Raw genomic sequence first — 25351 nt, forward strand, 5'->3', positions numbered from 1 at the left:
CGAAATAACTATGCATCGAGTATATTGCATTAAAAACCTAGCGACATTGGGTTGGGTTTATTTTAAGATATAACCGTCACAACCCATATCACCAGGATAGAGAAGTTCTTTATCTGCGCCGTACAAAAATTCAATAGCATCATATGCTGCAACTTCAGAGCAGGGTTTCGTTCAGCGGCTTCAGGCGCTTTTCAAACATCGCTATCTGGCTTTCAATGTCCGCCTTCAGCGCCTGTGCCTGTTCAGCGGCAGTTTCCAGTTGCTGGAGTTGCTGCAGGCAGACGTCGATTTCCCGCAGGGCGGTCTCCATATCCAGCACCTCACCCGCAGCCTTCTGTTGCCCGTCCGCGGTGATAAACAGCCCCTTCGCGACGCGAATTACGCCATACTCATCGGTTCTGAGTTCAAAGCCCTTACCCCGGGGTTTTTCCTGCGCATCCACCAGATGCCCGGTGTTCAGCTGGGTTTTGCCGTACTCCGTGGCGAACTTGATATGCTCCTCCCCGCTCTGGTCTTCCATCCGCAGCTTGTTGTTGGCCGGGGTGCGCAGCACGTTGCGGGTGTGGTTGTCCCGGGTGACGGGGTCAGGGTGTTCAGAGTCGTGCAGGGCGTGGGAGATATACGGCAGGTCAATGTCGCCGTTGCTGTACGCAATCGCCACTTCGGTGCCGTCAAGAAGCGGGGTGTGCCAGCCGTACGTCTCCCCGCTGTACGGCTTCGCCATCCGCAGCCACAGGTATGCAAACCCCTGCTCCGCATCATTCCGGTCAAAGTCCAGCCTGACGCGGTAGCGCCCCTGATCGTCCAGATGCGCGTAGATGTCATTCTTTTCCCGGCTTTCAACCCGCGCCGGGAGCGTGCCGTGGGCAGACGCGTTCAGCTCCCGCTCATGGTGAATGCGGGCATAAAAGGCGCCGGATTCGGTGACGGGCTCCGGGTCGGTGTTGTCGCCCGCCTCCCGGTACGGCTCTGCGTAGCGGTAGTGCTCCCCGGTGGTCACGGTGTCACTGCGCACGCTCACCGTGGCATCCATCGGTGTCCCGGCGATACGGTAGTTGTAGTCCCGCACGCTGACCATGCCCGGCACCACCTTATGCAGGGTGTACATGTCCCACACCGATTCCACCGCCCCGTCATACAGTCCGGACGACTCGTCCATTTCCGTGCGCCAGAAAATCCCCACCTCTCAAAGTATGCGCTGAATAAATTCCCGGTCCGTCTCTTCATGACATAATCATTTCACGTGGTGGAAAAATTAAAGTTCTGTCATTAACGGCAAGAGTCCTAGATCCAGAAGTTTTATTTCTATGTCGTTAGCTTTGCCGATATGTTCTTTATTACTTCCATCGAATATTTCTTCGGTTGTAACAACAATTGTTCCTTTCTGTTTTGCATTCTCTATAACCGGTACAATTTTTGCCGCTTCAGGAATTAATTCTGGTAATACTATTGATGGGATATAAATCATCCACCCCACATAAATTCGATCAGGAAATACATTGCGTTTATGGAGATGATACCCTTTCGAATCGACAGAAATATATGACCTCCCCCTTGAGCAAGATAAATATCTCACCATGGAAATCATTTTTTCAACTTCCTTGACCTTTTCATCCATACCTATAACAAGTAATCCCTTGTTGGGATTTAGGATGAACATCATATAATGAGAAATGGAACAAGAATCACCTTCTCCCCCACCATCCCATATGCTTTCATTTATTAACGGCTTATGTTTATTATAATGTTTGCCCACTATATTAAAAGCATTTTCTGTTGAACCAAACTCATTAAAGGCAATGCTTTTCACAGCATCTTTCTTAGAATAGCCAGTAAAAAACCATTTCTTATTTTTCCCAAGAAGTTTTTCAGTCTCTCTGGACACTTCAAACATATCTATAAGGCTTTTATCAGCCTGAATAGCCTCATCATTTTCAAAATATACTTTTATCTCAGTATTGAACAAAGACGTCATAGTATCCACCGTGTCAAAATGTCTTTAAGGGGTAAAAACAGCTCAGCAAAGTATCTCTGACTTACAGGCTGCATAAATATCCAGATGACCTTTAAAGGCTGGTTAACTGTTGCGACAGACTGGTGTCTTGATGCTTGATTTATAGCGCTTACATTTCCAGTCCACCAACGTTTTTTGTACCATCGGCGTTAAAAAACTGATCATACCGCGCCTTCGCCTCCCAGAACTGACACAGCTTATCCTTCCAGCCATCAAACGACACGCCACAGTACTTAAATTCCTGGATCTGCTGCGTTTCAGGATTATAAAACGTGCCGCAAATCCGCATCTGGTAACTTATCGTCACCATACTCCAGCGCGAACAGCGCCTCACCATCGGCATCACTTTCCCTTCCGGCGGGCAGTTTTCACAGGTCTTTTCATCCGTCTTCGCCTGTGTGCCGGCTCTGGTCTCGACGCCCTCATAATTTACCGTTTCTGAGTAGTCCATGTCGTCCTCCCAGAAATCACCGTGCGTCTCGGCGCTGACGGCCATAGGTTCATTCAGTACTGGATCATACTGTTTTCCCTGGTAATCAAATCCTCCAGGATCCCCGGAGCGATTCACAGGATAAATATCATCGTCTTCCCAGCCTCCATGGCTTCCTGCGCCGGGAAATGTTGACGCGCCGCCTGCACTTCCTGCCATACCGACACTTCCGGCAGCCGCACCGCCCGTTCCTCCGATCGCTACCGGTGGGATCATAACCATCAGAGTCCCCTCCTTTTCCTGTTTATCATCACATGCATATAGTCTTCCACCCGCTGTTCCACTGGGTAGCCGTTGGGTGTTTTCAGCCATTTTTCAACTTCGGGTTTCAGGTAAAAACCCGGCAAAAATATAAGTATCCAGCCCGCGCGCCTCGTCCATTTCCGTGCGCCAGAAAATCCCCACCTCTGAAAGTATGCGCTGAATAAATTCGAGGTCCGTCTCCCGCCACTGGGTGATGAGCTCCCGCGCCGGGTACGTGCGCTCCAGGCGGAAGTCAAAGTCCGGGCCTTCCAGGCCTTGCTGACGCAAAACCTGGTCCACCACCTCCGGCACAGACAGGTTCTGAAAGAGGCGTCACTGCCTTGTGTGTGACAGCAGAGCCAGGCGGGAGCTGAGCACCACCTGGTAATGAGACTGGTCGACAGTGGTGGAAATTAACTCCAGGCGGGTGAGGATGCCGTGCACCGCCTTGCCGCTGCGCATCCTCAGGGTGGCATATTTCATCAGCACCTGTTCCGGGGGAATGTTCGCCTGCGGCGTTGTGAAGTCGATGTCCCAGTGAAAGGACTCGCTGAGTGCCTCGTGCCCGGTGAATTTCAGCACATCCGCTTTTACCGGGCTGTCGTTAATCTCCAGCAGATAGCGGGTCTGTCCGTCGAAAAGGGCCAGCCAGTCGTCCATGTCCATCACATTACTCCGTTACAGATACCAGGCTGAGCCAGCCGTCGCCTAGTTCAATGGTGCGGGGTTTATCCGGGTCGAGTTCATCGCGCGTGAGTACCAGGCGCCAGCGGTTATCCTGCAGATCGGGACGGTTAAACAAACCCACTATGGCCACGAAGTGGGCGTCTTCATCCATCGGCATATTGAGCGTCACGCTGCCTTTAGGCATCACCAGCAGCGCTTTTGCCGCCAGCATATCGTCTTTCAGCACTGCATCAGCATTGCGCAACAGAGCCTGATAATCAGCACTATCGACTGCCTGGCGGTCTTTCAACTGGTAAACCCATACCATGGTCGCCAGCGGCGTCTGGGCACCGTCAGCATTAGCCGCAGCACGGGGGGTGAAATCCAGATGCAGCGTTTTAATTTTCTTATACAAGATGGATTTAGTGAGGCTGACGGTACCATCCTTGACGGTCTGGGTCAGGCCGCAGCCTGTCAGCAGGGCGCAGGCGATAAGCGTCAGCGCCCGCCTGCGGGTGACTTGTGTCATTCAACATTCCTTTTAAAGAGGGAAGTGTGTAATTAATCGAAACGGTAATGTCCGCCTTCAGCAGACGGTAGGGACTGGCCGTGTAGCCCTTCATAGCAGCCCAGGCTCACCGTCAGCGTCTCCCGGTTATCGCCGAGTTTGCCATCCTTCAGGCCGAGCAGGCCGGTGCGTCCCAGCTGAATTCGCCTGCTTCTGCCCAGCCGAGGCTCCGGCAGCAGCCAGACCGGGACGGTAAGGCGCAGACGTGCATCGCTGCGGTAGCCCAAATAAACCCGCATCAGCACCAGCAGGTCGGTATGGAGCTGTCTGCCAGGCAGCCAGCCTTCGGCTTCGTCAGCGTCAGCTGTGACAAGCGTCACCCGTACCCTGCTGCAGGCTTCTCTGGCAGTTTTGCCTAGCGTTGCCCGTTGTGAAAGGCGTACCCGGTTTTCCATGTCTGATCGTCCGGACGTGACATCTCCAATGCGATCACGCGGGACGGCAGGCTGGCTTCCAGTAAGACGGTGATCAGTTCAAACAGTGGCGGAAACGTTTTTTCTGGTTCGGCATGGTCATAGCCGGGAATAACATCCAGATCGCTGTCGAGAGAAAACGTCAGCATACTGCCCGCCATCTCGGTCACCAGTCCGCGCACCCAGGTGTTGAGCTCCAGTTCCAGCAGGCGACGATCCTTGGTGGTACCGATATTTTCGCGCTGGATCAGCTTCAGGTAGTGCGCGATACGGGACAGCAGGAAGATATAAGGCAGACGCGCGTTGATGCGGCTGTTGGCCGTGGCATCGGCAGTGTCATACAGCGCCGGTTTCTGCGTTGAGTTGGCCGAGAAGAAACAGGCGTAATCGCGGTTTTTATAGTACGACAGCGGGATGAAGCCGAGATTGGCGAATTCAAACTCGCGGGTTTCCGGGATCATCACCTCAGACGGGATCTTCACCTGGTTGCCGGTACCCAGATCGTACAAATGGATCGGCAGGTCTTTCACTGCGCCACCGGCCTGCGGGCCACGGATCTGCACGCACCAGCCGTTATTGATAAAGCTCTTCACCATGTTGGAGGCAAAGGCAAAGGACGCGCTGGTCCAGAGGTATTTCTCGTGATCCGGGCCCTTCACCTGCTCAACGTAGTTAAAGCTGCGCACCGGCACGGTGTCCGGGCCATACGGCAGGCGCCCTAGCACGCGCGGCATTACCAGCCCGATATAGCGGGAATCGTCGGTATCACGGAAGGATTTCCATTTAATGTACTCGGCACGGTCGAAGTAGTTGCCAATATCTTTAATGGCCGCCACCTCTTCCATCGACTCTTTCAGGAAGAATTTTGGTCCGACCGATCCGATAAACGGCATATGCGCCGCGGCGGAGACTTTGGAGATGTTGCGCAGCAGCGCCACGTCCTGCGGGCTGGCGTCAAACTCCCAGGAGGAGATCACCGAACCAATCGGCTCGCCGCCCGGGGTATCGTACTCAGCGGTATAGGTGTGCCAGTATAGACCGCTCTGGATCAGCTCCGGCGCATCTTCAAAGTCCTGGCGCAGATCGTCTTTGGACACATCCAGAATTTCTGTTTTCACGTTCTGACGATAGTCGGTATTGTCGACCAGCTGCTTCAGGCCGCGCCACAGGGACTCCACCTTCTGGAATTCTTCATGGTGCATCACCGCATCCAGCTGGCGGCTGATTTGAAAATCCAGCTCTGCGATATGATGGTCGATCAGCGTTTTGTCGAGCTTTTCCACCTGCTGGCCGGATTTACGGATACAGTCCATAAAGACCTGCATCGCAGCCGTCAGGCGCTCGCCCGCAGGCGCATCTGCCAGCGCAGCATCATCCAGAAACGCATTAATATCCCCGAGGCTGGACGCCGGGGTGAGGTTAATTTTTTCAAACAGGGAGGCGTAAACGCCCTCTTTTTCCAGTACGGTGGTTTGCCCCTGAGCAGAACCCGTTTCAGTATTTACAGACATCAGCATATTCCCGGTTAATCCATTAAAAGAGATACCCACGTTTTATTTCGGGGCAAGCGCACTCATTTCGTCGCGTAATTCCTGAGACAGCGCCGGATCCTTGAGGATTTTCTCGAGCTCTTTTCTGAAAGTGGCGTTATCAAGGAGATTGGATTTCAGATCGCGTAATAAATTACGCATGGCCAGCATGGCGCGAAGCTGAGGAATTTGACGGGCAACCTGTTCGGGTTCGAAATCTTTCATGCTGGAAAACTGCAGTTGGATATTTTCTTCTGCACTTTCACCAGCAAGGGTGTTCTGTACGGCGAGGTTAATTTCCGGGTTAAATTCTGAAAGTACACTGTCGAAGTTATTTTTATTGACGTTAATTTTCTCCCGCTCTGATAAGGGCCGATTTTCTTTGCCATTACTGAAATCACCAACGGTAAGGAGCTTAAGCGGCAATTCAACTTTCTTTTGTGCGCCCCCCCGTATGGAGAGCCAGTTTAAGATTTATACGTGCCTTGGGCACTTCATTCTGAAATGTATCAGCCATAGCAGTCCCTTTTCCTTAAGGAATAGTTATTAAGTAAAACTACATTTGTTCGCAAAGGCGATAGTAGAACAAGTAATTACGATGAATCAACTAACTGATGGTCCAAAAATAGACTTGCCTCAAATACTTATTTCTCACTCCCATAGTAAGCAATATTAAACAGCCTCTATACATTCGTGATATTGATCTTTTCTGCGTAAATAAAAAAGGAAATATCTATTGGCGAAGCGGATAATATATTAATATCCAACAATTGTTTTGATGGGAATAAATGAAAGTTATAAATTTACAGATAAGATAATAACAGAAAATAAAAATCTGGGTAGGTTTCTACATAACCTGAGAGTTAATAAAATACTGGCGCTGAAAGTCAGCGCCAGTTACGGTTATAAAATAACGCCCTGTCAATGCTTCTCGATATACATTGTGCGGCTGTACGCCACGTCTTCCGGGTTATTAATTGGATACCCTTTCACCCAGGGTTTGATTAAACGCCCGTTGGTATACTGATAGATCGGCGCGATCGGCGCTTTTTCCGCAAGGATTTTCTCTGCCGTATTGTAATCCGCGTTACGGGCCTTCGCGGTGGTCTCCAGCGACGCCTGATTAATCACCTTGTCATAGGCCGGATCGTTGAAGCGGGAAATATTGCCGGTATGCGTGGAGGTCAGCAGCGAGAGGAAAGTCGACGGCTCGTTATAGTCCCCAACCCACGAGGCGCGGATCACATCGAAATTACCGGTGTTACGGCTGTCGATATAAGTTTTCCACTCCTGGTTTTGCAGCTTCACGTCGACGCCGAGATTCTTTTTCCACATCGACGCCACAGCGATGGCGATCTTCTGGTGGTTTTCCGAGGTGTTGTATAGCAGCGTCAGCTTAAGCGGTTTTTGTGCGTTATAGCCTGCTGCCTGCAGCAGCGTTTTGGCCTGCGCGTTCATCTCTTCCTGGCTCATCTGTTCAAAGGGTGAGGGCTCAGGAGTAAAACCTGCGGTCACGTCCGGTGTGAAGTGCCATGCCGGTTTTTCGCCGGTGCCCAGCACTTTCTCCGCCATGATCCGCCGGTCGATGGTCATGCTCAGCGCCAGACGCACCCGTGCATCCGCCGTAGGGCCTTTCTGGGTGTTGAAGGCGTAATAATAGGTGCCCAGCTGCGGTGGCGTATAGACCTGGCCCGGAATGTCCTTCAGCAGCTTCTGGTAGAGGTTTTTCGGGAATGACTCGGTGATGTCGATATCGTTCGCCAGATAGCGCTTGGTGGCAGACGACTCCTGGTTGATCGGGATAAAGGTCACTTTCTGCAGCACCGTTTTATCATTATCCCAGTAGTGACTGTTGCGCTCGACGACCAGTTTCTCGTTCACCACCCGGTCTTTCAGGATATAGGCCCCATTGCCCACCAGCGCACCAGGGCGGGTCCACTCCGCGCCACTCTCCACGTTAGCTTTTTGTACCGGATAGAAGGCGAAGCTTGCCGCCAGGTTGGCAAACCACGGCAGCGGTTTATCCAGCTGGACGCGCAGGGTTCTGTTATCCACGGCGGTCACGCCCAACTTATCCGGTGTGGCCTTGCCGTCGATGATAGCCTGCGCGTTACTGATCCCGGCCAGCGCCGCAAACCAGGCAAACGGCGACGTCGTTTTCGGATCGACCAGACGCTGCCAGCTGTAGACAAAATCCTGTGCGGTGACGGGGGTACCGTCGGACCATTGGGCGTTCTCGCGCAAGGTGAAGGTCCAGGCGCGGTTATCGTTACTCTGCCAGCGGGTGGCCACACCCGGTACCAGTTCGCCCTTTTCGTTCTGATTAACGAGGCCTTCGAACAGATCGCGGATCACCTGAATCTCGGGCAGCCCCACCGCTTTGGCGGGATCCAGTGAAGCGGGTTCATCTTTAATATGACGCACCAGCTCCTGCTTTGGCGCCAGCGTCGTTCCGGAAGGCACATCCGCAGCAAAGGAATAAGAAGAGAGGCCACACAACCACAGGGCAGAACAAATCAACGAAACCGGATGCTTCATGAGATCCCCTTTGAAATGATGGGTAACGAGCAGATGCGTAATTATTTGTTTCAGAACAGGGAAATGCAAACAACTTCCGTCGGAAAGTTGAATTCCGTCGGTTTTGTTCCGGCGCTGAAACTATTTGATTAACCGTGTGTTTTGCACAACACTGCCAGTAGTATAAATCTGATTCAGGAACGTCTATGTCCCTTACTCGCCCAAGAACGGAACGTGGCGCTTTCCCGCCTGGAACTGAACACTATGGCCGTTCATTCCTCGGCGCGCCCTTGATCTGGTTCCCGGCACCGCAGGCCGATCGCAACAGCGGCCTGATCATTGCGGGCACCCATGGTGATGAAAACTCCTCCATCGTGACCCTCTCCTGCGCCCTGCGCACCCTGGCCCCTGAACTGCGTCGACATCATGTTGTTTTGACCGTCAACCCGGACGGCTGTCAGCTGGGATTGCGCGCCAACGCCCGCGGCGTGGATTTGAACCGTAACTTCCCGGCGGCCAACTGGCGTGAAGGCGAGACGGTCTACCGCTGGAACAGTGCAGCTCAGGATCGGGATGTGGTGTTGCTCACCGGGGATAAACCCGGCTCAGAACCGGAGACGGAGGCGCTGTGTCACCTGATCCATAAACTGCATCCGGCCTGGGTGGTATCGTTTCACGATCCGCTGGCCTGCATTGAAGATCCAGGTCATACCGCGCTTGGGCGCTGGCTGGCGGATGCGTTTTCGCTGCCGCTGGTCACCAGCGTGGGCTATGAAACGCCGGGTTCGTTTGGCAGCTGGTGTGCCGATTTAAGCCTGCACTGCATCACCGCCGAGTTCCCGCCGATCTCGTCCGACGAGGCCAGCGAGAAATACCTGAGAGCAATGACCGATCTGCTGCGCTGGGAACCTCAAAGATGAACCACGCCGGTGCTGTAATGCAGCGCCGGTGAGACATCCACCGCCAGCCAGGTCGGGCCATCCAGATCGGCAAACTGTACCTCGCCCGCCAGCGGTAAAGCCGCATTAATCGCCCGCGAGGTGCAGAGCATACAGCCGAGCATCAGCGCAAAACCGTTCTCCCTTGCCTCGGCGGCCAGCGCCAGCGCTTCGGTGATGCCCCCGGTTTTATCCAGCTTAAGATTCACCATCTCGTAACGCCCTTTCAGGGCAGGCAGGCTCGCGCGCGTATGGCAGCTTTCGTCGGCGCAAATGGGCAGCGGATGAATAAAATTCGCCAGGGCGGCATCGTCGCCCGCAGGCAGGGGCTGTTCGAGCATGGCGACATTCAGATCCGCCAGCAGCTGACAGCGGGCGGCCAACCCTTCGCTACGCCAGGATTCATTGGCATCAACAATCAGCGTAGCCTCCGGCACGGCGGCGCGAATGGCGACCATCCGCTCGCTGATCAGGTGATCGTCCAGCTTCACTTTCAGCAGGCGCGCCCCGGCGGCATACAGGGCTTTCGCGCTGGCGGCCATCTGGGCGGGTTCGCCGATCACTACCGTCTGCGCGGTCACCACCGTTTGCGGCAGCGTCGCTCCGGCCAGGGCAGCCAGGGGGATCCCCTGCTGGCGCGCGGCTAAATCCCACAGGGCGCAGTCAATAGCGTTGCGCGCCGCACCGGGGGGGCAACAGCGTCTGTAGCGCTTCCCGGCTAAGCCCCTGCTCAAGTTGCGGCCCGAGCGCCATAATCTGCGCCATCACCGAGGCGATGCTTTCACCATATCGCGGGTAAGGCGTACATTCCCCCACCCCTTTGACACCCTCTTCCTCTATTTCGACCACCACCACGCAGGCCTCGCTCCGTGTTCCCCGGGAGATCACAAACGGCGAATGTAATGGCCAGGCTTCTTCATAAACCTTGAGGGTTCTCATCACTCACTCCTGTATAGCGGCTTCGCGTAAATAGGGTTTGCTGTGCTATTGGCTGATGACATACACTAACGGCGACGTTAACTATATGTAAACAGGAAGATAACTATGTCACAACTCGTTCATTTCCAGGGCAACCCGGTTTCTGTTGCAGGATCCATTCCTCAGACTGGCAGCAAAGCGCAGGCGTTTACGCTCGTGGCAAAAGATCTGTCTGACGTCGTGCTGAGCCAGTTTGCCGGCAAGCGTAAAGTGCTGAACATTTTCCCAAGCATCGATACCGGCGTGTGTGCCGCATCTGTGCGTAAATTCAACCAGCTGGCGACTGAAATGGACAACACCGTTGTGCTGTGCATCTCCGCCGACCTGCCGTTCGCCCAGTCCCGTTTCTGCGGAGCTGAAGGCCTGAGCAACGTTATCACCCTCTCCACCCTGCGCAACCCGGAATTCCTGGAGCAGTACGGTGTGGGCATCGCTGAAGGCGCCCTGAAAGGCCTGGCAGCCCGCGCGGTTGTGGTGATCGACGAAAACGACACCGTCGTGTTCAGCCACCTGGTGAATGAAATCACCACCGAGCCGGACTATGCTGCTGCGCTGGAAGCGCTGAAAGCGTAAGACCAAAAAGAAAGCCTCCCTGCGGAGGCTTTTTTTGTTTTTACTCGTCACCCTTCTTCTGGCTCAGACCATACTCGCGCAGCTTATTGGCGATAGCGGTATGAGACACGCCCAGGCGTTTCGCCAGCTTACGGGTGCTGGGATAGTTACGATAAAGCTGCGTCAGCACCGAGCGCTCAAAGCGGCTAGTGATGTCGTCCAGCGACCCTTCCATAGCCTCTTCGCCCACCGCCACCGTACCGGCGTCGTAATCCGGCAGCAAAATATCCTGCGGTCGCAGCTCATAGCCTTCAAGCTGGGTCAGCGCCCGATAGATCGCGTTTTTCAACTGACGAATATTGCCCGGCCAGCCGTAACGGGTGAGTACGGTATTGAGGTCGGCCGAGAACTTCGGTCGCGGGATGCCCTGCTCATCGGCAAAGCGCGCCACAAACAGCTCGGTCAGCGGCATGATGTCCTGCGGGCAATCGCGCAGTGGCGGGATATTTAGCGTCAGTACGTTAAGGCGATAATAGAGATCTTCGCGGAAGACGCCCTTCTGCACCAGCTCCACCAGATTCTTCTGGGTGGCGCAGATCACGCGCACATCCACATGCACCTCATGATCTTCCCCCACCCGGCGGAAGGTGCCGTCATTGAGAAAACGCAGCAGTTTGGCCTGCATGCGTGGCGACATTTCGCCAATCTCGTCTAGCAGCACCGAGCCGCCGTTGGCCTGTTCAAAGAAGCCTTTTTTACCTTCCGGGGCGTGGCCGAACAGCTCGCTTTCGACGGCATCTTCCGGGATAGAGGCACAGTTCAGCGCCAGGTAAGGTTTCGCCGCGCGCGGACCGGCCTGATGAACCGCATGGGCCAGCAGATCTTTGCCGGTGCCGGTATCGCCAGTGATCAATAACGGTGCCGCCAGATTTGCCAGCTTGCGCGCCTGCTCCACCACGTGGCGCATTTTCGGGCTGACGGCAATAATCTGGCTGAAGGCCCCGACATCCTGGCTCGACAGGTTTTGCAGCTGGCGTCCCATGCGGACCGTCGAGCGCAGCATAATCACCGAGCCGGTCAGGGTACGGTCGTCGTTATCGCCCTGCAGGTAGACCGGAGTGATCTCCATCAGGAAGTTCTGGCCGTTGATGATCACATGTTCGCTGTGGGTCGACCGCGGATTACTCTCCAGCCAGCGCTGGAAGTTGAAGCCGGGGATCAGCTGGGCGGCATTGTGGCTGCTCAGTTTGTCCTGCTCCTGGGCAAACAGCTGGCAACTCGCCAGGTTGGCCCGGTCAATTTTGCCCTTCAGATCCAGGGATAAGAACGGCTCCGGCATCGCTTCCAGCAGCGCGCTCAGGGCCAGATGCTCGCGCTCGGAGGGCATCCACGGCACGGTGCGCACGTCCGTAACGCCAGCGATACGGCGGATTTCAGCCATTAAGCTGCTGAATGTATCGAATGCAATTTCGGCAAAGTTCAGGTAAATCTTCCCGATAGGGTCGATCTCAATTCCGCGCAGATCAATGCTACGCAAAACAAGGAGATCGAGTAACTCGCGAGTCAGGCCGAGACGGTCCTTACAAAACACTTCCAGACGCATGGGAAAATCACTCTATAAACAGTAACTCTGAAATGATAAGCCAGATATCGGCGATCGGGAAGCAGGCTGTCAACAAAGATTGACAGCCTGTGAAGCGAGTGGCGGAATTATGTGCGAGGCGGGATTGCTACTGCGGTTTTTTGTTAAGCGTTTCTTTCAGCTGGCCGATTAATTCCCGGCGAAAATCGCCCAGACGTGGTTTATCGTCCGCTGTCCACGGCAGAGGACGGCACAGCTCCATCGCTTTGATCCCAAGTCGTGCGGTCAGCAGCCCGGCACCAATCCCCTGAGCTGCGCGAGCCGAGAGACGCGCGGCCAGATCCTGTGACATCCAGTCCATCCCCACCTCGCGCACCACCTCGCTGGCCCCGGCAAAGGCCATGTTCAGCAATACCAGACGGAACAGTCGCAGGCGGCTGTAATAGCCCAGCTCAATGCCGTACAGCGTGGCGATGCGGTTAATCAGGCGCAGGTTACGCCAGGCGATAAAGGCCATATCCACCAGCGCCAGCGGGCTGACGGCGATCATCAGGGTCGATTCTGCCGCCGAGCGGCTGATCTCCCGCCGTGCCTGGCTGTCGAGTACCGGCTGCACCAGATGGGCATACAGCGAGACCACCTCACGGTCGTTCTGGGTTTCATGGATCGCGGCATACCAGCGCTGCAGCGCCGGATGCGACTGATCCAGCCCGGCCTGCTTCGCCAGTTTTTCGCAAAACGCCCGTCCGTTACCGGTGCCGTGGCTATGCAGCAGATCCCGGGCTTCGTCACGCTCGTGCGCGCGCTGGCGCAGTCGCCATAAGCGTCGCCATTCGGTGGCGACAGAACCCACGCCCGCCCCGACGATCAGGGCCCCGGCCGCGCAACCGCCCAGCGCCACCCAGTCCTGGGTCTGCCAGGCATTGATCGCCCACTGCACGCCTTGCCCCACAACCGTGACGCCGGTCAGCAGCAACCCGGCGCTGACCATTTTGCGCCACAGGCTGCGTTTAGGGCGCAGGGCGGCCTCGACCACGGCTTCGGCCTGCCCCTCTTCGGCGGGGAGCATGTCGGCTACAACCGGGGAAAACTGTTCGGCCTGAGTCGTATCAAATGTCTGCGCCGCCTTAAAGGCCTCATGCTGTTCCTGCTCCAGCGTGCCGCTAAAATCCATACGCGGTTTTAAGGGTTCGGTCATCGCAATTTATCTCCAATCAAAAACTCCAGCGCGGCATCGAGGCGAATGTGCGGCAGCGGCTGGTCAACGTTCATTGTCTGTGGGCGAAAGGCTTCGAACTGGAAGCCCTGCTTTTGCCAGAACGCCTGGCCGGGCAGCCGGGCGGGCACCTCGCCGGGATAGACCGTCAGCGGTGCACCATCGCTCAGACGGTGACCGCGCAGGGCCGGGATCTTGTCGCCATTGACGTCAATCAACCCGCTCTGGGTGGCCTGCACCGAGGCCAGGCCCAGACAGTCCATGCTGATGCCCTCAAAGGCCGCGTTTTGCCAGGCATCCTGCACCAGCTGTTGCAGGAGCGACACCATATTGGCGTGCTGATCCACGGTGACGTGATCCGCCTTGGTGGCGGCAAACAGCAGTTTGTCGATCACCGGGGAGAACAGGCGACGGAACAGCGTGCGCTGCCCGTAGTGGAAACTCTGCATCAGTTGGGTGAGCGCAAGACGCATGTCGTTGAAGGCCTGCGGCCCGCTGTTGAGCGGCTGCAGGCAATCCACCAGCACGATCTGGCGGTCGAAGCGTAAAAAGTGGTTGGTGTAGAACCCCTTCACCACTTTTTCGCAGTAGTAGTTGAAGCGTTCGCGCAGCATCCCGGCGTTAGTGTGTTTGTCCGCCTGGGCAAGTTTTGACTCGCCAAAGGCGTCCACGTCCGGCCACGGGAAGAACTGCAGCGCCGGGGCGCCCGCCATATCCCCCGGAAGTACAAAGCGTCCCGGCTGGATAAAGTGCAGCCCCTCTTTTTTGCATTGATGCAGGTAATCGGTCCAGGCCTCTGAGATGGCCGCCAGCCGGTTTTCGTCGGCGGGTGCCAGCGGATCCAGCCCTTCACACAGCGTACGCCAGCGGGCTGACCACTCCGCGCGTTGCCCCTGCAGCAGGCCGGTCATCTGTCGCGACCAGCTCAGGTAATCCTGGGTCAGCATCGGCAGATCGAGCAGCCATTCGCCGGGATAATCGACGATCTCCAGATAGAGGGTGGAGGTCTCTTTAAAATGACGCAGCAGCGAATCGTTAGAACGATAGCGCAGCGCCAGACGGATCTCGCTCACCCCACGGGTCGGCGTCGGCCAGGTGGGCGGGGAGCCATACAGCTGGGCCAGCCCTTCGTCATAGGTAAAACGAGGAATGCCAAAGTCGCGCTGGGGCACGCGCTTCACGCCGAGCAGGCGCTCTTCGCGCACGGCGCTCAGCAGGGGTAAACGCGCCCCGGCATGCAGGTTAAGCAGTTGATTGACCATCGCCGTAATAAAGGCGGTTTTGCCGCTGCGGCTCAGTCCGGTGACCGCCAGGCGCAAATGACGGTCAACCCCGCGATTGACCAGAGAGTTGAGTTCGTTTTTAAATCGCTTCATCGCCATCCTGTTCTGCCTGAAGGAATTATTGTTCTGAGAAATATGACATGGGGACAAGGAGAAGGGAATAAAAGCGCCGCAACGGCACGTCCAGCGCTGTGCCGTTGCGGTCTATTTCAGTTTACCGGAGAGCCGGTTAGCGAGCTTTTTCAGCATCGGCTCCAGCGCCACCGCCAGCAGCATCCGGACGGGTTTGCGGGCAACGGATTTGATCGCCCAGCCCGCCACGCCTGCCGGGCCGTAACGCAGTGCGGTGAGTAAAACCAGCTTCCCTGCGAATTTCAGGCCCGGCTTAACCTGCTGCCCGGCCTGTTGCCAGCGTTGATTCATATCAGTTCTCTCAGTTAAAGCTGACGAAAACGGCTTCGCAGCGAGAAAGTATCAGAGGTGACATACCGCTCCATCTCGCGCAGGCGTTGTTCACCTGCCGACAGTTGGGCATCCACCGCGTCCAGCAGGTCACTGCTGGTGGGGGCGTTTTCATCGCCCATCGCGCTGTCCGGCATCGGATCCAGCACGAAGGATAAAATGATATAGGCCACCAGGGTAATAAAGGCCAGGCCAAAGAAGATGGAGAGCACCGTCACCACGCGCACCAGCTTCACCGGCACGTCGAGGTAGTGCGCCAGCCCGGCGCAGACGCCGCGCACCATGCCCTGCTGGGGGATACGCCACAGTTTTTTATTCAGGTTCAGTCCGGCCATTAGCGATCCCTCCAGTTCGGATGTTCCGCATCCAGGATCGCTTCCAGCGCCTGAATACGTTCACGCATTTTATTCGCGTCCTGGGTTAACTGTGCCAGACGCTGCTGTTCGCTTTGCGACAGCTCCCCCCGGGAAGAACGGTTGCTGTAATGCAGCCACAACCAGATCGGCAGTACAAACAGCACGAAAATGGTCAGCGGAATGGCAAGAAAAAGCGCGCTCATGTCTACTCCTTGTCTTACGATGAGTGGCGGCGCCAGCCGGCGCCGCAGGTGTTATTATTGATTGTCTTGTTTCATTCTGGCCTTCAGCGCGGCCAGTTGCTCGCTGATTTCATCATCCGCTTTCAGATCGGCAAACTGCTGATCCAGCGTCTTCTGTTTGCCAAAACTATGGCTTTCGGCTTCGGCTTCCATCTGATCGATACGGCGTTCAAACGACTCGAAACGGGCCATGGCTTCGTCAATCTTGCCGCTGTCGAGCTGACGACGCACGTCGCGGGAAGAGTTTGCCGCCTGATGGCGCAGCGTCAACGCCTGCTGACGGGCACGGGTTTCGCTCAGTTTGTTCTCCAGCTCCGCAATCTCTTTCTTCATGCGGGCCAGGGTTTCATCCACCAGCGTAACTTCCTGCTCCAGCGTGACCACGATGTCGGTCAGCTTCTGTTTTTCGATCAGCGCAGAGCGGGCCAGATCGTCTTTATCTTTGCGCAGCGCCAGTTCGGCTTTTTCCTGCCATTCGTTCTGCTGGGCGGTCGCCTGTTCAATGCGGCGCGAGAGCTGCTTCTTCTCAGCCAGCGCACGGGCAGAGGTGGAACGCACTTCGACCAGCGTATCTTCCATTTCCTGGATCATCAGACGCACCAGCTTCTGTGGATCTTCCGCCTTTTCAAGCAGCGAGTTGATGTTGGCGTTCACGATGTCGGCAAAACGAGAAAAAATACCCATAATTGAATCCTCACATTTCTGTTATCGGGCTAAGCCCTGCTGCATAGCTAATACAATTCCCGTGCCAACTTTTTATGTTGTTGATTTTACGTAAGGTGATTGCTTTTTCGCCCGATCCACCCTACTCTCGCCTGGTGAATTACACCAATAAGGGGTTAATTTCATCATGGCTGAATTTAAAGATACCTTACTCGGAGAAGCCAACAGCTTTCTTGAGGTTCTGGAGCAGGTCTCACGCCTGGCACCGCTGAATAAACCGGTGCTGATTATTGGCGAACGTGGCACCGGGAAAGAGCTGATTGCCAATCGCCTGCACTATCTGTCCGGACGCTGGGATGGGCCTTTCATCTCCCTCAACTGCGCCGCGCTGAACGAAAATCTGCTCGATACCGAACTGTTCGGCCATGAGGCCGGGGCTTTTACCGGCGCACAGCGGCGTCACCCCGGGCGTTTCGAGCGCGCCGATGGCGGCACGCTGTTCCTCGATGAACTGGCCACCGCCCCGATGCTGGTGCAGGAAAAGCTATTGCGCGTTATTGAGTATGGCGAGCTGGAGCGCGTGGGCGGCAGTCAGCCGCTCCAGGTGAATGTTCGCCTGGTGTGCGCTACCAACGCCAACCTGCCGGAGATGGTTGAGCAGGAGCGGTTTCGCGCCGATCTGCTGGATCGGCTGGCGTTTGACGTGGTCAACCTGCCCCCGCTGCGCGAGCGGCGTAGCGATATCATGCTGCTGGCGGAGCAGTTTGCCATTCAGATGTGCCGCGAGCTGGGTCTGCCGCTGTTCCCTGGCTTCAGCCAGCACGCCCGCGAAACGCTGCTCGACTACCGCTGGCCGGGTAATATCCGCGAGCTGAAAAACGTGGTTGAACGCTCCGTCTATCGGCACGGCAGCAGCGACACCGAGCTGGATGAGATTGTGATCGATCCCTTTAATCGCCCCATACAGTCGCCCGTTGAACGACCCCGGGCCGCGGCTTCGCCCTCCCTGCCGTTGGATTTGCGTCAGTTCCAGCAGGAGCAGGAAAAGCAACTGCTGGAGCAGAGTCTGCGGGAGGCGAAATTTAATCAGAAACGCGCGGCTGAACTGCTGGGGCTGACCTACCATCAATTAAGGGCATTGCTCAAAAAGCATCAACTGCGCTGACAATATCAGCACTTATCCGCAGACATTTTTACGAAGCAGGTGTAAGTGCGATACACTTTGCAGATCGTCACTAAAAACCTTAAAAATTATGCGTCTGGTTTTCTCGTCCCTGATTGCGCTCGGTCTGTTAAGCAGCCAGGCTTTTGCTGCGCCCACGCCTGCAGATCGCGCCGATATTCGCGACAGCGGCTTTGTCTACTGCGTCAGTGGGCAGGTCAACACCTTCAACCCGCAAAAAGCGAGCAGCGGCCTGATCGTCGACACCCTCGCCGCGCAGCTGTATGACCGCCTGCTGGATGTCGACCCTTATACCTACCGCCTGGTACCGGAGCTGGCCGAGAGCTGGGAGGTGTTAGACAACGGTGCCACCTACCGCTTCCGTCTGCGCGACGATGTGAACTTCCAGACCACCCCGTGGTTTAAACCCACCCGCAAACTGAATGCGGACGATGTGGTCTTCACCTTCCAGCGTATTTTCAACCGCGACCATGCGTGGCACTACGTGAACGGCGGCAGTTTCCCCTACTTCGACAGCCTGCAGTTTGCGGATACGGTGAAAAACGTGCGCAAGCTGGATAACCGCACGGTGGAGTTCACCCTCGCCCGTCCGGATGCTTCCTTCCTGTGGCATCTGGCGACGCATTATGCCTCGGTGATGTCCTCGGAATATGCCACCCAGCTGACCCTGCAGGATAAACAGGAGCTGATGGATCGCCAGCCGGTGGGCACCGGGCCGTTCCAGATCGCCGAGTATCGCGCCGGGCAGTATGTGCGTCTGCAACGCCATGAGAAATTCTGGCGCGGCAAACCGCTGATGCCCCAGGTAGTGGTGGATTTAGGCTCTGGCGGGACAGGCCGATTGTCGAAGCTGCTCACCGGCGAGTGCGATGTGCTGGCCTGGCCCGCCGCCAGCCAGCTGACCATCCTGCGCGACGATCCGCGTCTGCGCCTGACGCTGCGCCCGGGAATGAACATCGCCTACCTGGCGTTTAACACTAATAAACCGCCGCTGAACAATCCGGCGGTGCGTCACGCCCTGGCGCTGGCGATCAATAACCAGCGTCTGATGCAGTCCATTTACTACGGTACCGCAGAAACCGCCGCCTCAATCCTGCCCCGCGCCTCGTGGGCTTACGATAGCGAGGCTAAAATTACTGAATACAACCCGGATAAATCACGCGAGCAGCTCAAGGCGCTGGGGGCGGAGAACCTCACCCTGCAACTGTGGGTGCCCACCAGCTCCCAGGCCTGGAACCCGAGTCCGCTGAAGACCGCCGAACTGCTGCAGGCCGACCTCGCCCAGGTGGGGGTCAAGGTGGTGATTATCCCGGTGGAAGGCCGTTTTCAGGAGGCGCGCCTGATGGACATGAACCATGATTTAACCCTTGCCGGCTGGGCAACCGACAGTAACGACCCGGACAGTTTCTTCCGGCCGCTGCTGAGCTGCGCGGCCATCGATTCGCAGACCAACTATGCCCACTGGTGTCATCGCGAGTTTGATGACATCCTGCGCAAAGCGCTGTCTACCCAGCAGCTGGCGGCGCGCATCGATGCCTATGACGAAGCGCAAGTGATTCTGGCCAAAGAGCTGCCGGTGCTGCCGCTGGCCTCCTCCCTGCGTCTGCAGGCTTACCGTTACGATATTAAAGGCCTGGTGCTCAGTCCGTTTGGTAACGCGTCCTTTGCCGGCGTCTCCCGTGAACAGCAAGAAGAGGTGAAAAAACCGTGATTATTTTTACCTTACGTCGGCTGCTGTTGCTGCTGATCACCCTCTTCTTTCTGACCTTTGTCGGCTTCAGTCTGAGCTATTTCACCCCCCATGCGCCGCTTCAGGGCGCTTCCCTGTGGAACGCATGGTGGTTCTGGTTTGAAGGCGTGCTGCACTGGGACTTCGGCGTCTCGAGCATTAACGGCCAGCCCATCGCCGAACAGCTGAAAGAGGTGTTCCCCGCCACCATGGAGTTATGCATCCTGGCGTTCGGCTTTGCGCTGGTAGTGGGGATCCCGGTCGGGATGCTCGCCGGGATCACCCGCAACAAGTGGCAGGATAAACTGATCAGCGCCATCGCCCTGCTCGGTTTTTCGGTTCCGGTGTTCTGGCTGGCGCTGCTGCTGACGCTCTTTTTCTCGCTGACGCTTGGCTGGCTGCCGGTCTCCGGGCGCTTCGACCTGCTGTATGCGGTGAAGACGGTTACCGGTTTTGCGATTATTGACGCCTGGCTCTCAGATTCGGTCTGGCGCCATGAGATGATTATCAGCGCCGTGCGCCACATGGTGTTGCCGGTGCTGGCGCTGGCCGTTGCGCCGACCACTGAGGTGATCCGCCTGATGCGCATCAGCACCATCGAGGTGTTCGATCAGAACTATGTCAAAGCCGCCGCCACGCGCGGGCTGTCGCGGCTGACGATTCTCCGCCGCCACGTCCTGCATAACGCCCTGCCGCCGGTGATCCCGCGTCTTGGCCTGCAGTTTTCCACCATGCTGACCCTGGCGATGATTACCGAGATGGTCTTTAGCTGGCCGGGTCTCGGACGCTGGCTGATCAACGCCATCCGCCAGCAGGACTACGCCGCGATCTCCGCTGGCGTGATGGTGATTGGCGCGCTGGTGATTATTGTTAACGTGATATCCGATATTTTGGGCGCTATGGCTAACCCGTTGAAACATAAGGAATGGTATGCCTTACGATAGCGTATACAGTGAAAAGCGCACGCCCGGAGCGTTGCGCACCGTGTGGCGTAATTTCTACGGCGACACCACGGCGATGATCGGCCTGTACGGCTGCGGCGGTCTGGTGCTGCTGTGCATCATGGGATCCTGGTTTGCTCCCTACGGCATCGACCAGCAGTTCCTTGGCTATCAGCTGTTGCCGCCCTCCTGGTCGCGTTACGGCGAGGTCTCCTTCTTCCTCGGCACCGATGACCTGGGGCGCGATGTCCTGAGCCGCCTGCTGAGCGGCGCGGCGCCCACGGTGGGCGGTGCCTTTATTGTCACCCTGGCGGCGACGCTGTGTGGTCTGGTGCTGGGCATTGTCGCCGGAGCAACCCACGGCCTGCGTTCGGCGGTGACGAACCATATTCTCGACACTCTGCTGTCAATCCCGTCGCTGCTGCTGGCAATCATCGTGGTGGCCTTCTCCGGGCCGCACCTGATCCACGCCATGTTTGCGGTGTGGCTGGCGCTGCTGCCGCGCATGGTGCGCTCGGTCTATAGCCTGGTTCACGATGAGCTGGAAAAAGAGTACGTGGTTGCCGCCCGTCTGGATGGCGCAACCACCTTAAATATTCTGTGGTTCGCGGTGCTGCCCAATATCGCTTCCGGGATGGTCACTGAGATCACCCGCGCCCTGTCGATGGCGATCCTCGATATCGCCGCGCTCGGGTTTCTCGATCTGGGCGCGCAGCTTCCTTCTCCGGAATGGGGAGCGATGCTGGGCGACGCGCTGGAATTGATCTACGTGGCTCCCTGGACGGTGATGCTGCCGGGCGCCGCGATTATGATTAGCGTACTGCTGGTAAACCTGCTTGGCGACGGCATTCGTCGCGCCATAGTGGCGGGGGGTGGAATAATGCCGTTACTGGATATTCGCAATCTGACGATTGAATTTAAAACCGGCGAAGGCTGGGTGAAAGCGGTTGACCGGGTCAGCATTACCTTGAGCGAAGGCGAGATCCGCGGCCTGGTTGGCGAGTCGGGTTCCGGCAAGAGCTTAATTGCCAAAGCCATTTGCGGCGTGGCGAAAGATAACTGGCGCGTCACTGCCGATCGCATGCGTTTTGATGATATCGATCTGCTGCGCCTCTCCGTCCGCGAGCGACGCAAGCTGGTGGGCCACAACGTGTCGATGATCTTTCAGGAGCCGCAGTCCTGTCTCGATCCGTCGGAGCGGGTAGGCAAACAGCTAATGCAGAACATACCCGCCTGGACCTATAAAGGCCGCTGGTGGCAGCGTTTTGGCTGGCGTAAACGCCGGGCCATTGAGCTGCTGCACCGGGTGGGGATCAAGGATCATAAAGATGCCATGCGCAGCTTCCCCTATGAACTGACCGACGGCGAGTGCCAGAAAGTGATGATCGCCATTGCGCTCGCCAACCAGCCGCGCCTGCTGATTGCCGACGAACCGACCAACGCGATGGAGCCCACCACCCAGGCGCAGATTTTCCGCCTGCTTACCCGGCTTAATCAGAACAATAACACCACCATTTTGCTGATCAGCCATGACCTGCAGATGCTGAGCAAATGGGCGGATAAGATTGACGTGATGTACTGCGGTCAGACCGTGGAAACCGCCGGCAGCGAGGAGCTGGTGACCATGCCGCATCACCCCTATACCCAGGCGCTGATCCGCGCCATCCCCGATTTTGGCAACTCCATGCCGCATAAAAGCCGTCTCAACACCCTGCCGGGGGCGATCCCGCTGCTGGAGCAGTTGCCGATCGGCTGTCGTCTGGGGCCGCGCTGCCCTTATGCACAGCGGAAATGCATTGAAACCCCGCGCCTTGCCGGGCCGAGAAACCATCTGTTTGCCTGCCATTTCCCGCTGAACATGGAGAAAGAGTGACATGGTCGAAACCCTGCTGGAAGTGCGCAACCTGAGTAAAACCTTTCGCTATCGCACTGGTTTGTTCCACCGCCAGACCGTCGAAGCGGTGAAACCGCTGAGCTTTACCCTGCGCGAAAAGCAGACCCTGGCGATTATCGGTGAAAACGGTTCGGGGAAATCGACGCTGGCAAAAATGCTGGCCGGGATGATCGAACCGTCCGATGGCGAAGTATTGATTGACGACCATCTGCTGAAGTTTGGCGATTACTCGTTCCGCAGTCAGCGGATCCGCATGATTTTTCAGGATCCCTCTACCTCGCTGAACCCGCGCCAGCGCATCTCGCAGATCCTCGATTTCCCGCTACGTCTGAATACCGATCTCGAGTTTGAGGCGCGACGTAAGCAGATTATTGAAACCCTGCGAATGGTCGGGCTGCTGCCGGATCACGTCAGTTACTATCCGCACATGCTGGCACCGGGGCAGAAACAGCGTCTCGGCCTTGCCCGCGCGCTGATCCTGCGGCCAAAAGTGATTATCGCTGACGAAGCGCTGGCCTCGCTGGATATGTCGATGCGTTCACAGTTAATCAACCTGATGCTGGAGTTGCAGGAGAAACAGGGTATCTCGTATATCTACGTGACCCAGCATCTGGGGATGATGAAGCACATCAGCGATCAGGTGATGGTGATGCATGAAGGTTCGGTGGTTGAGCGCGGCAGTACCGCGTCGGTACTGGCTTCGCCGCTTCACGATCTGACGAAACGCTTAATCGCCGGGCATTTTGGCGAAGCCTTAACCGCCGATGCGTGGCGCAAAGATCGCTGACCATCCCCTGTACAGAGTGGTCGGATTTCACTGTCTGTGACACATGCTATCATCGCCGCGTTTTAACGACGGCTGACCGTACAGCTGACAGCCGCCACAACAATGAATAAAAGGATTAGAGCTATGGGTTTTCTTTCCGGTAAGCGCATTCTGGTAACTGGCGTTGCCAGCAAACTGTCTATCGCATACGGTATCGCACAGGCGATGCATCGCGAAGGCGCTGAGCTGGCATTCACCTACCAGAACGACAAGCTGAAAGGCCGCGTAGAAGAGTTTGCCGCGCAGCTGGGTTCCAGCATTGTTCTGGAATGCGATGTTGCAGAAGATGAAAGCATTGATGGCATGTTCGCTGAGCTGGCAAAAACCTGGCCGAAATTTGACGGTTTCGTTCACTCAATCGGTTTTGCACCAGGCGATCAGCTGGATGGCGACTACGTGAATGCGGTCACCCGTGAAGGCTTCAAAATTGCTCACGACATCAGCTCCTACAGCTTTGTGGCGATGGCCAAATCCTGCCGCACCATGCTGAATCCGGGCTCAGCCCTGCTGACCCTCTCCTACCTGGGTGCTGAGCGCGCTATCCCGAACTACAACGTGATGGGTCTGGCGAAAGCCTCTCTGGAAGCTAACGTGCGCTATATGGCGAACGCCATGGGTCCTGAAGGCGTGCGCGTGAACGGGATCTCTGCGGGTCCAATCCGTACTCTGGCCGCTTCCGGCATCAAAGACTTCCGTAAAATGCTGGCGCACTGCGAAGCGGTGACCCCAATCCGTCGCACCGTCACCATCGAAGACGTAGGTAACTCCGCGGCGTTCCTCTGCTCTGACCTCTCTGCTGGCATCTCCGGCGAAGTGGTTCACGTTGACGGCGGTTTCAACATCGCTGCAATGAACGAGTTAGAAATCAAATAAGTTCGTCACCTTCCCGCTGCGGCGGGAAGGTTTGCCTGCTGTTCCGTCCCATTTTTCCCCTCGTTATTCCGTTCCGCTATTTGTTATCACCTAACAATATTTTTCCGCTTATCCGCCTTACGCCAGGATATTGATCGCCATTTTGAGATCAAGGAACGCACATGGAACAACGCCGTATTTCTGGCAAAGGCCACTGGTATCATGAGACCCAGTCCAGTAGCAGCCCGACGGAAGTCCTGCCTTTGGTTCCCGAAGCCGCACAGGTCGCGGATCGTTTTTTGCTGAACCTCACTTTACCGGCATCGCTGCTGGCGGCCTGTGAGCGCTGGTTAACCCCGGCCCGGGCGCTGTGTGACCTCTTTTTCCCGCGCGCCGTGCCGGTCAATCGCCTGCGCACGCTGAGCGCGTATGACCGCTTCAGCACCGCGCTGACGGTGGCCCAGGTGTGCGGCGTGCAGCGTCTGTGTAATCACTACGCCGCCCTGCTCGCCCCGCTCCCCGGTCCTGACTCCTCCCGTGAAAGTAATCGCCGCCTCGCCCAGATCACCCAGTATGCCCGGCAGCTTGCCAGCTCACCCGACGTGATCGACAGCAAAGCACAGCAGGAACTCGATGAGGTGGGCCTGACGGTGTATGACATCGTGACCATCAATCAGATTATCGGCTTCGTCGGCTTTCAGGCGCGGGTGGTGGCGGTGTTCCAGGCTCTGCTCGGACACCCTGTCCGCTGGCTGCCCGGGCACCACATCCCGCCGCACGCCCTGATTGATGACAGTGCACTGAATAGGGACGCCTGGGAGCCTGTGGTGCCGGGCGTTGAGCAACGGAACGCCAGCGCGCAACAGCTGGCGTCGCTTGAGCGCTGGCAGACCGAGCCGCTCTTGCAGCAGCTCACGCCGGTGCTGTGCCATGAGCCGGCGATCCTCGATTACACCGGCGAAATCCTGGTTAGCGGGATCCATGCCGCGCAGCAAGTCGATATACCGGATGAGGCGGTGAGGCGCGCCGTAGAACAGCTTACGCGCTCCCCGGATCGGTTCAGTGCCGCGCAGTTTACCCCATTGACCGACGAGGGGCTTCCTCCGGCTCAGGCTATCAACCTGCTGACCTGGAGCGCTTTTTGCGGCTGGTTGAACCGTCTGAAAATCGCCATTGGCAGAGGCGAATAACCATACTAATTACCTAAAGAGCGC

General features: G+C 56.7%; 21 protein-coding genes and 6 pseudogenes. 10 read left to right on the forward strand and 17 right to left on the reverse strand.

The features are described 5' to 3' along the window. Positions 1–160: 160 nt before the first annotated feature. The 9 genes and pseudogenes from AAHB66_RS12815 to AAHB66_RS12855 all read right to left on the reverse strand — a co-directional run. Positions 161–1238, reverse strand: a pseudogene (locus tag AAHB66_RS12815) (type VI secretion system Vgr family protein); the annotation flags it as partial. Between the two features lie 17 nt (positions 1239–1255). Further along, positions 1256–1975 carry an Imm52 family immunity protein gene (locus AAHB66_RS12820; RefSeq protein ID WP_347113189.1) on the reverse strand — a complete coding sequence of 240 codons (720 nt, stop codon included), beginning with the start codon at positions 1973–1975 and terminating at the stop codon, positions 1256–1258. A 148-nt stretch (positions 1976–2123) separates the two neighbouring features. Then, a complete protein-coding gene (locus tag AAHB66_RS12825; RefSeq protein WP_347113191.1) occupies positions 2124–2816 on the reverse strand; it encodes a Tox-REase-5 domain-containing protein in 693 nt (230 codons plus the stop codon). 30 nt (positions 2817–2846) lie between these two features. Then, a pseudogene (locus AAHB66_RS12830) lies at positions 2847–3407 on the reverse strand (contractile injection system protein, VgrG/Pvc8 family); the annotation flags it as partial. Between the two features lie 10 nt (positions 3408–3417). Beyond that, positions 3418–3942 carry a type VI secretion system lipoprotein TssJ gene (gene tssJ, locus AAHB66_RS12835; protein WP_347113192.1) on the reverse strand — a complete coding sequence of 175 codons (525 nt, stop codon included), beginning with the start codon at positions 3940–3942 and terminating at the stop codon, positions 3418–3420. Positions 3943–3974: 32 nt separating this feature from the next. Further along, positions 3975–4370 (reverse strand): annotated as a pseudogene (locus AAHB66_RS12840) (type VI secretion system baseplate subunit TssG); the annotation flags it as partial. After that, on the reverse strand, positions 4337–5911 hold the full coding sequence (gene tssC / locus AAHB66_RS12845; protein ID WP_347113193.1) for a type VI secretion system contractile sheath large subunit: 1575 nt from the start codon (positions 5909–5911) through the stop codon (positions 4337–4339). The gene tssC and the pseudogene AAHB66_RS12840, both read right to left, overlap by 34 nt. Before the next feature lie 36 nt (positions 5912–5947). Beyond that, positions 5948–6440, reverse strand: a pseudogene (gene tssB, locus AAHB66_RS12850) (type VI secretion system contractile sheath small subunit). Positions 6441–6844: 404 nt separating this feature from the next. Then, the gene (locus AAHB66_RS12855) at positions 6845–8461 is read right to left on the reverse strand and encodes a peptide ABC transporter substrate-binding protein (protein WP_347113195.1); all 1617 of its coding nucleotides are present in this window, start codon (positions 8459–8461) and stop codon (positions 6845–6847) included. Between the two features lie 185 nt (positions 8462–8646). Between AAHB66_RS12855 and mpaA the strand changes: the two genes are divergently transcribed. Beyond that, entirely contained in the window at positions 8647–9360 is a 714-nt protein-coding gene (mpaA, locus tag AAHB66_RS12860) for a murein tripeptide amidase MpaA (RefSeq protein ID WP_347113196.1), read from the forward strand. On the opposite strand, the pseudogene ycjG reads toward mpaA, so the two are convergent. Further along, positions 9351–10317 (reverse strand): annotated as a pseudogene (gene ycjG / locus AAHB66_RS12865) (L-Ala-D/L-Glu epimerase). The gene mpaA and the pseudogene ycjG sit on opposite strands and share 10 nt — an antisense overlap. A 105-nt stretch (positions 10318–10422) precedes the next feature. Between ycjG and tpx the strand changes: the two are divergent. Continuing rightward, entirely contained in the window at positions 10423–10929 is a 507-nt protein-coding gene (gene tpx / locus AAHB66_RS12870; protein WP_032611112.1) for a thiol peroxidase, read from the forward strand. 40 nt (positions 10930–10969) lie between these two features. Here the strand turns inward: tpx and tyrR are convergent, their stop codons facing one another. The 7 genes from tyrR to pspA all read right to left on the reverse strand — a co-directional run bounded on the left by tyrR (position 10970) and on the right by pspA (position 16733). Next, positions 10970–12511, reverse strand: a complete 1542-nt coding sequence (gene tyrR / locus AAHB66_RS12875; RefSeq protein WP_106993113.1) for a transcriptional regulator TyrR — start codon at positions 12509–12511, stop codon at positions 10970–10972. A gap of 127 nt (positions 12512–12638) precedes the next feature. Next, positions 12639–13688: a YcjF family protein gene (locus AAHB66_RS12880; RefSeq protein ID WP_347113198.1), complete on the reverse strand. Its 1050-nt coding sequence runs from the start codon at positions 13686–13688 to the stop codon at positions 12639–12641. Further along, positions 13685–15082 (reverse strand): YcjX family protein, encoded by a 1398-nt coding sequence (locus AAHB66_RS12885; protein ID WP_347113199.1) that lies wholly within the window; start codon positions 15080–15082, stop codon positions 13685–13687. The genes AAHB66_RS12880 and AAHB66_RS12885 overlap by 4 nt, the downstream gene beginning before the upstream one ends. Positions 15083–15193: 111 nt before the next feature. Further along, positions 15194–15412: a phage shock protein PspD gene (pspD, locus tag AAHB66_RS12890; RefSeq protein WP_285125832.1), complete on the reverse strand. Its 219-nt coding sequence runs from the start codon at positions 15410–15412 to the stop codon at positions 15194–15196. A 14-nt stretch (positions 15413–15426) separates the two neighbouring features. Next, a complete protein-coding gene (gene pspC / locus AAHB66_RS12895) occupies positions 15427–15786 on the reverse strand; it encodes an envelope stress response membrane protein PspC (RefSeq protein WP_347113200.1) in 360 nt (119 codons plus the stop codon). After that, entirely contained in the window at positions 15786–16010 is a 225-nt protein-coding gene (gene pspB, locus AAHB66_RS12900; protein ID WP_103179865.1) for an envelope stress response membrane protein PspB, read from the reverse strand. The genes pspC and pspB overlap by 1 nt, the downstream gene beginning before the upstream one ends. Before the next feature lie 54 nt (positions 16011–16064). Then, positions 16065–16733, reverse strand: coding sequence for a phage shock protein PspA (pspA, locus tag AAHB66_RS12905; protein WP_333849335.1), 669 nt, complete (start codon positions 16731–16733; stop codon positions 16065–16067). A gap of 166 nt (positions 16734–16899) precedes the next feature. On the opposite strand from pspA, the gene pspF reads away from it, so the two are divergent. The 8 genes and pseudogenes from pspF to AAHB66_RS12945 all read left to right on the forward strand — a co-directional run bounded on the left by pspF (position 16900) and on the right by AAHB66_RS12945 (position 25327). Further along, positions 16900–17877, forward strand: a complete 978-nt coding sequence (pspF, locus tag AAHB66_RS12910; protein WP_347113202.1) for a phage shock protein operon transcriptional activator — start codon at positions 16900–16902, stop codon at positions 17875–17877. 88 nt (positions 17878–17965) lie between these two features. Beyond that, positions 17966–19606, forward strand: coding sequence for an ABC transporter substrate-binding protein SapA (gene sapA / locus AAHB66_RS12915; protein WP_347113204.1), 1641 nt, complete (start codon positions 17966–17968; stop codon positions 19604–19606). After that, a complete protein-coding gene (gene sapB / locus AAHB66_RS12920) occupies positions 19603–20568 on the forward strand; it encodes a putrescine export ABC transporter permease SapB (RefSeq protein WP_142489789.1) in 966 nt (321 codons plus the stop codon). Before sapA ends, sapB begins: the two co-directional genes overlap by 4 nt. After that, a pseudogene (sapC, locus tag AAHB66_RS12925) lies at positions 20555–21436 on the forward strand (putrescine export ABC transporter permease SapC); the annotation flags it as partial. The gene sapB and the pseudogene sapC, both read left to right, overlap by 14 nt. A 9-nt stretch (positions 21437–21445) precedes the next feature. Further along, the gene (gene sapD, locus AAHB66_RS12930) at positions 21446–22438 is read left to right on the forward strand and encodes a putrescine export ABC transporter ATP-binding protein SapD (protein WP_347116481.1); all 993 of its coding nucleotides are present in this window, start codon (positions 21446–21448) and stop codon (positions 22436–22438) included. 1 nt (position 22439) lies between these two features. Next, on the forward strand, positions 22440–23246 hold the full coding sequence (gene sapF, locus AAHB66_RS12935) for a putrescine export ABC transporter ATP-binding protein SapF (RefSeq protein ID WP_333849328.1): 807 nt from the start codon (positions 22440–22442) through the stop codon (positions 23244–23246). Between the two features lie 123 nt (positions 23247–23369). Further along, positions 23370–24158: an enoyl-ACP reductase FabI gene (gene fabI / locus AAHB66_RS12940; RefSeq protein ID WP_347113205.1), complete on the forward strand. Its 789-nt coding sequence runs from the start codon at positions 23370–23372 to the stop codon at positions 24156–24158. 161 nt (positions 24159–24319) lie between these two features. Further along, positions 24320–25327, forward strand: a complete 1008-nt coding sequence (locus AAHB66_RS12945) for a CMD domain-containing protein (protein ID WP_347113207.1) — start codon at positions 24320–24322, stop codon at positions 25325–25327. Positions 25328–25351 lie beyond the last annotated feature (24 nt).

It is taken from the genome of Leclercia sp. S52 (assembly GCF_039727615.1).
Classification (GTDB): Bacteria; Pseudomonadota; Gammaproteobacteria; order Enterobacterales; family Enterobacteriaceae; genus Enterobacter; species Enterobacter adecarboxylatus_B.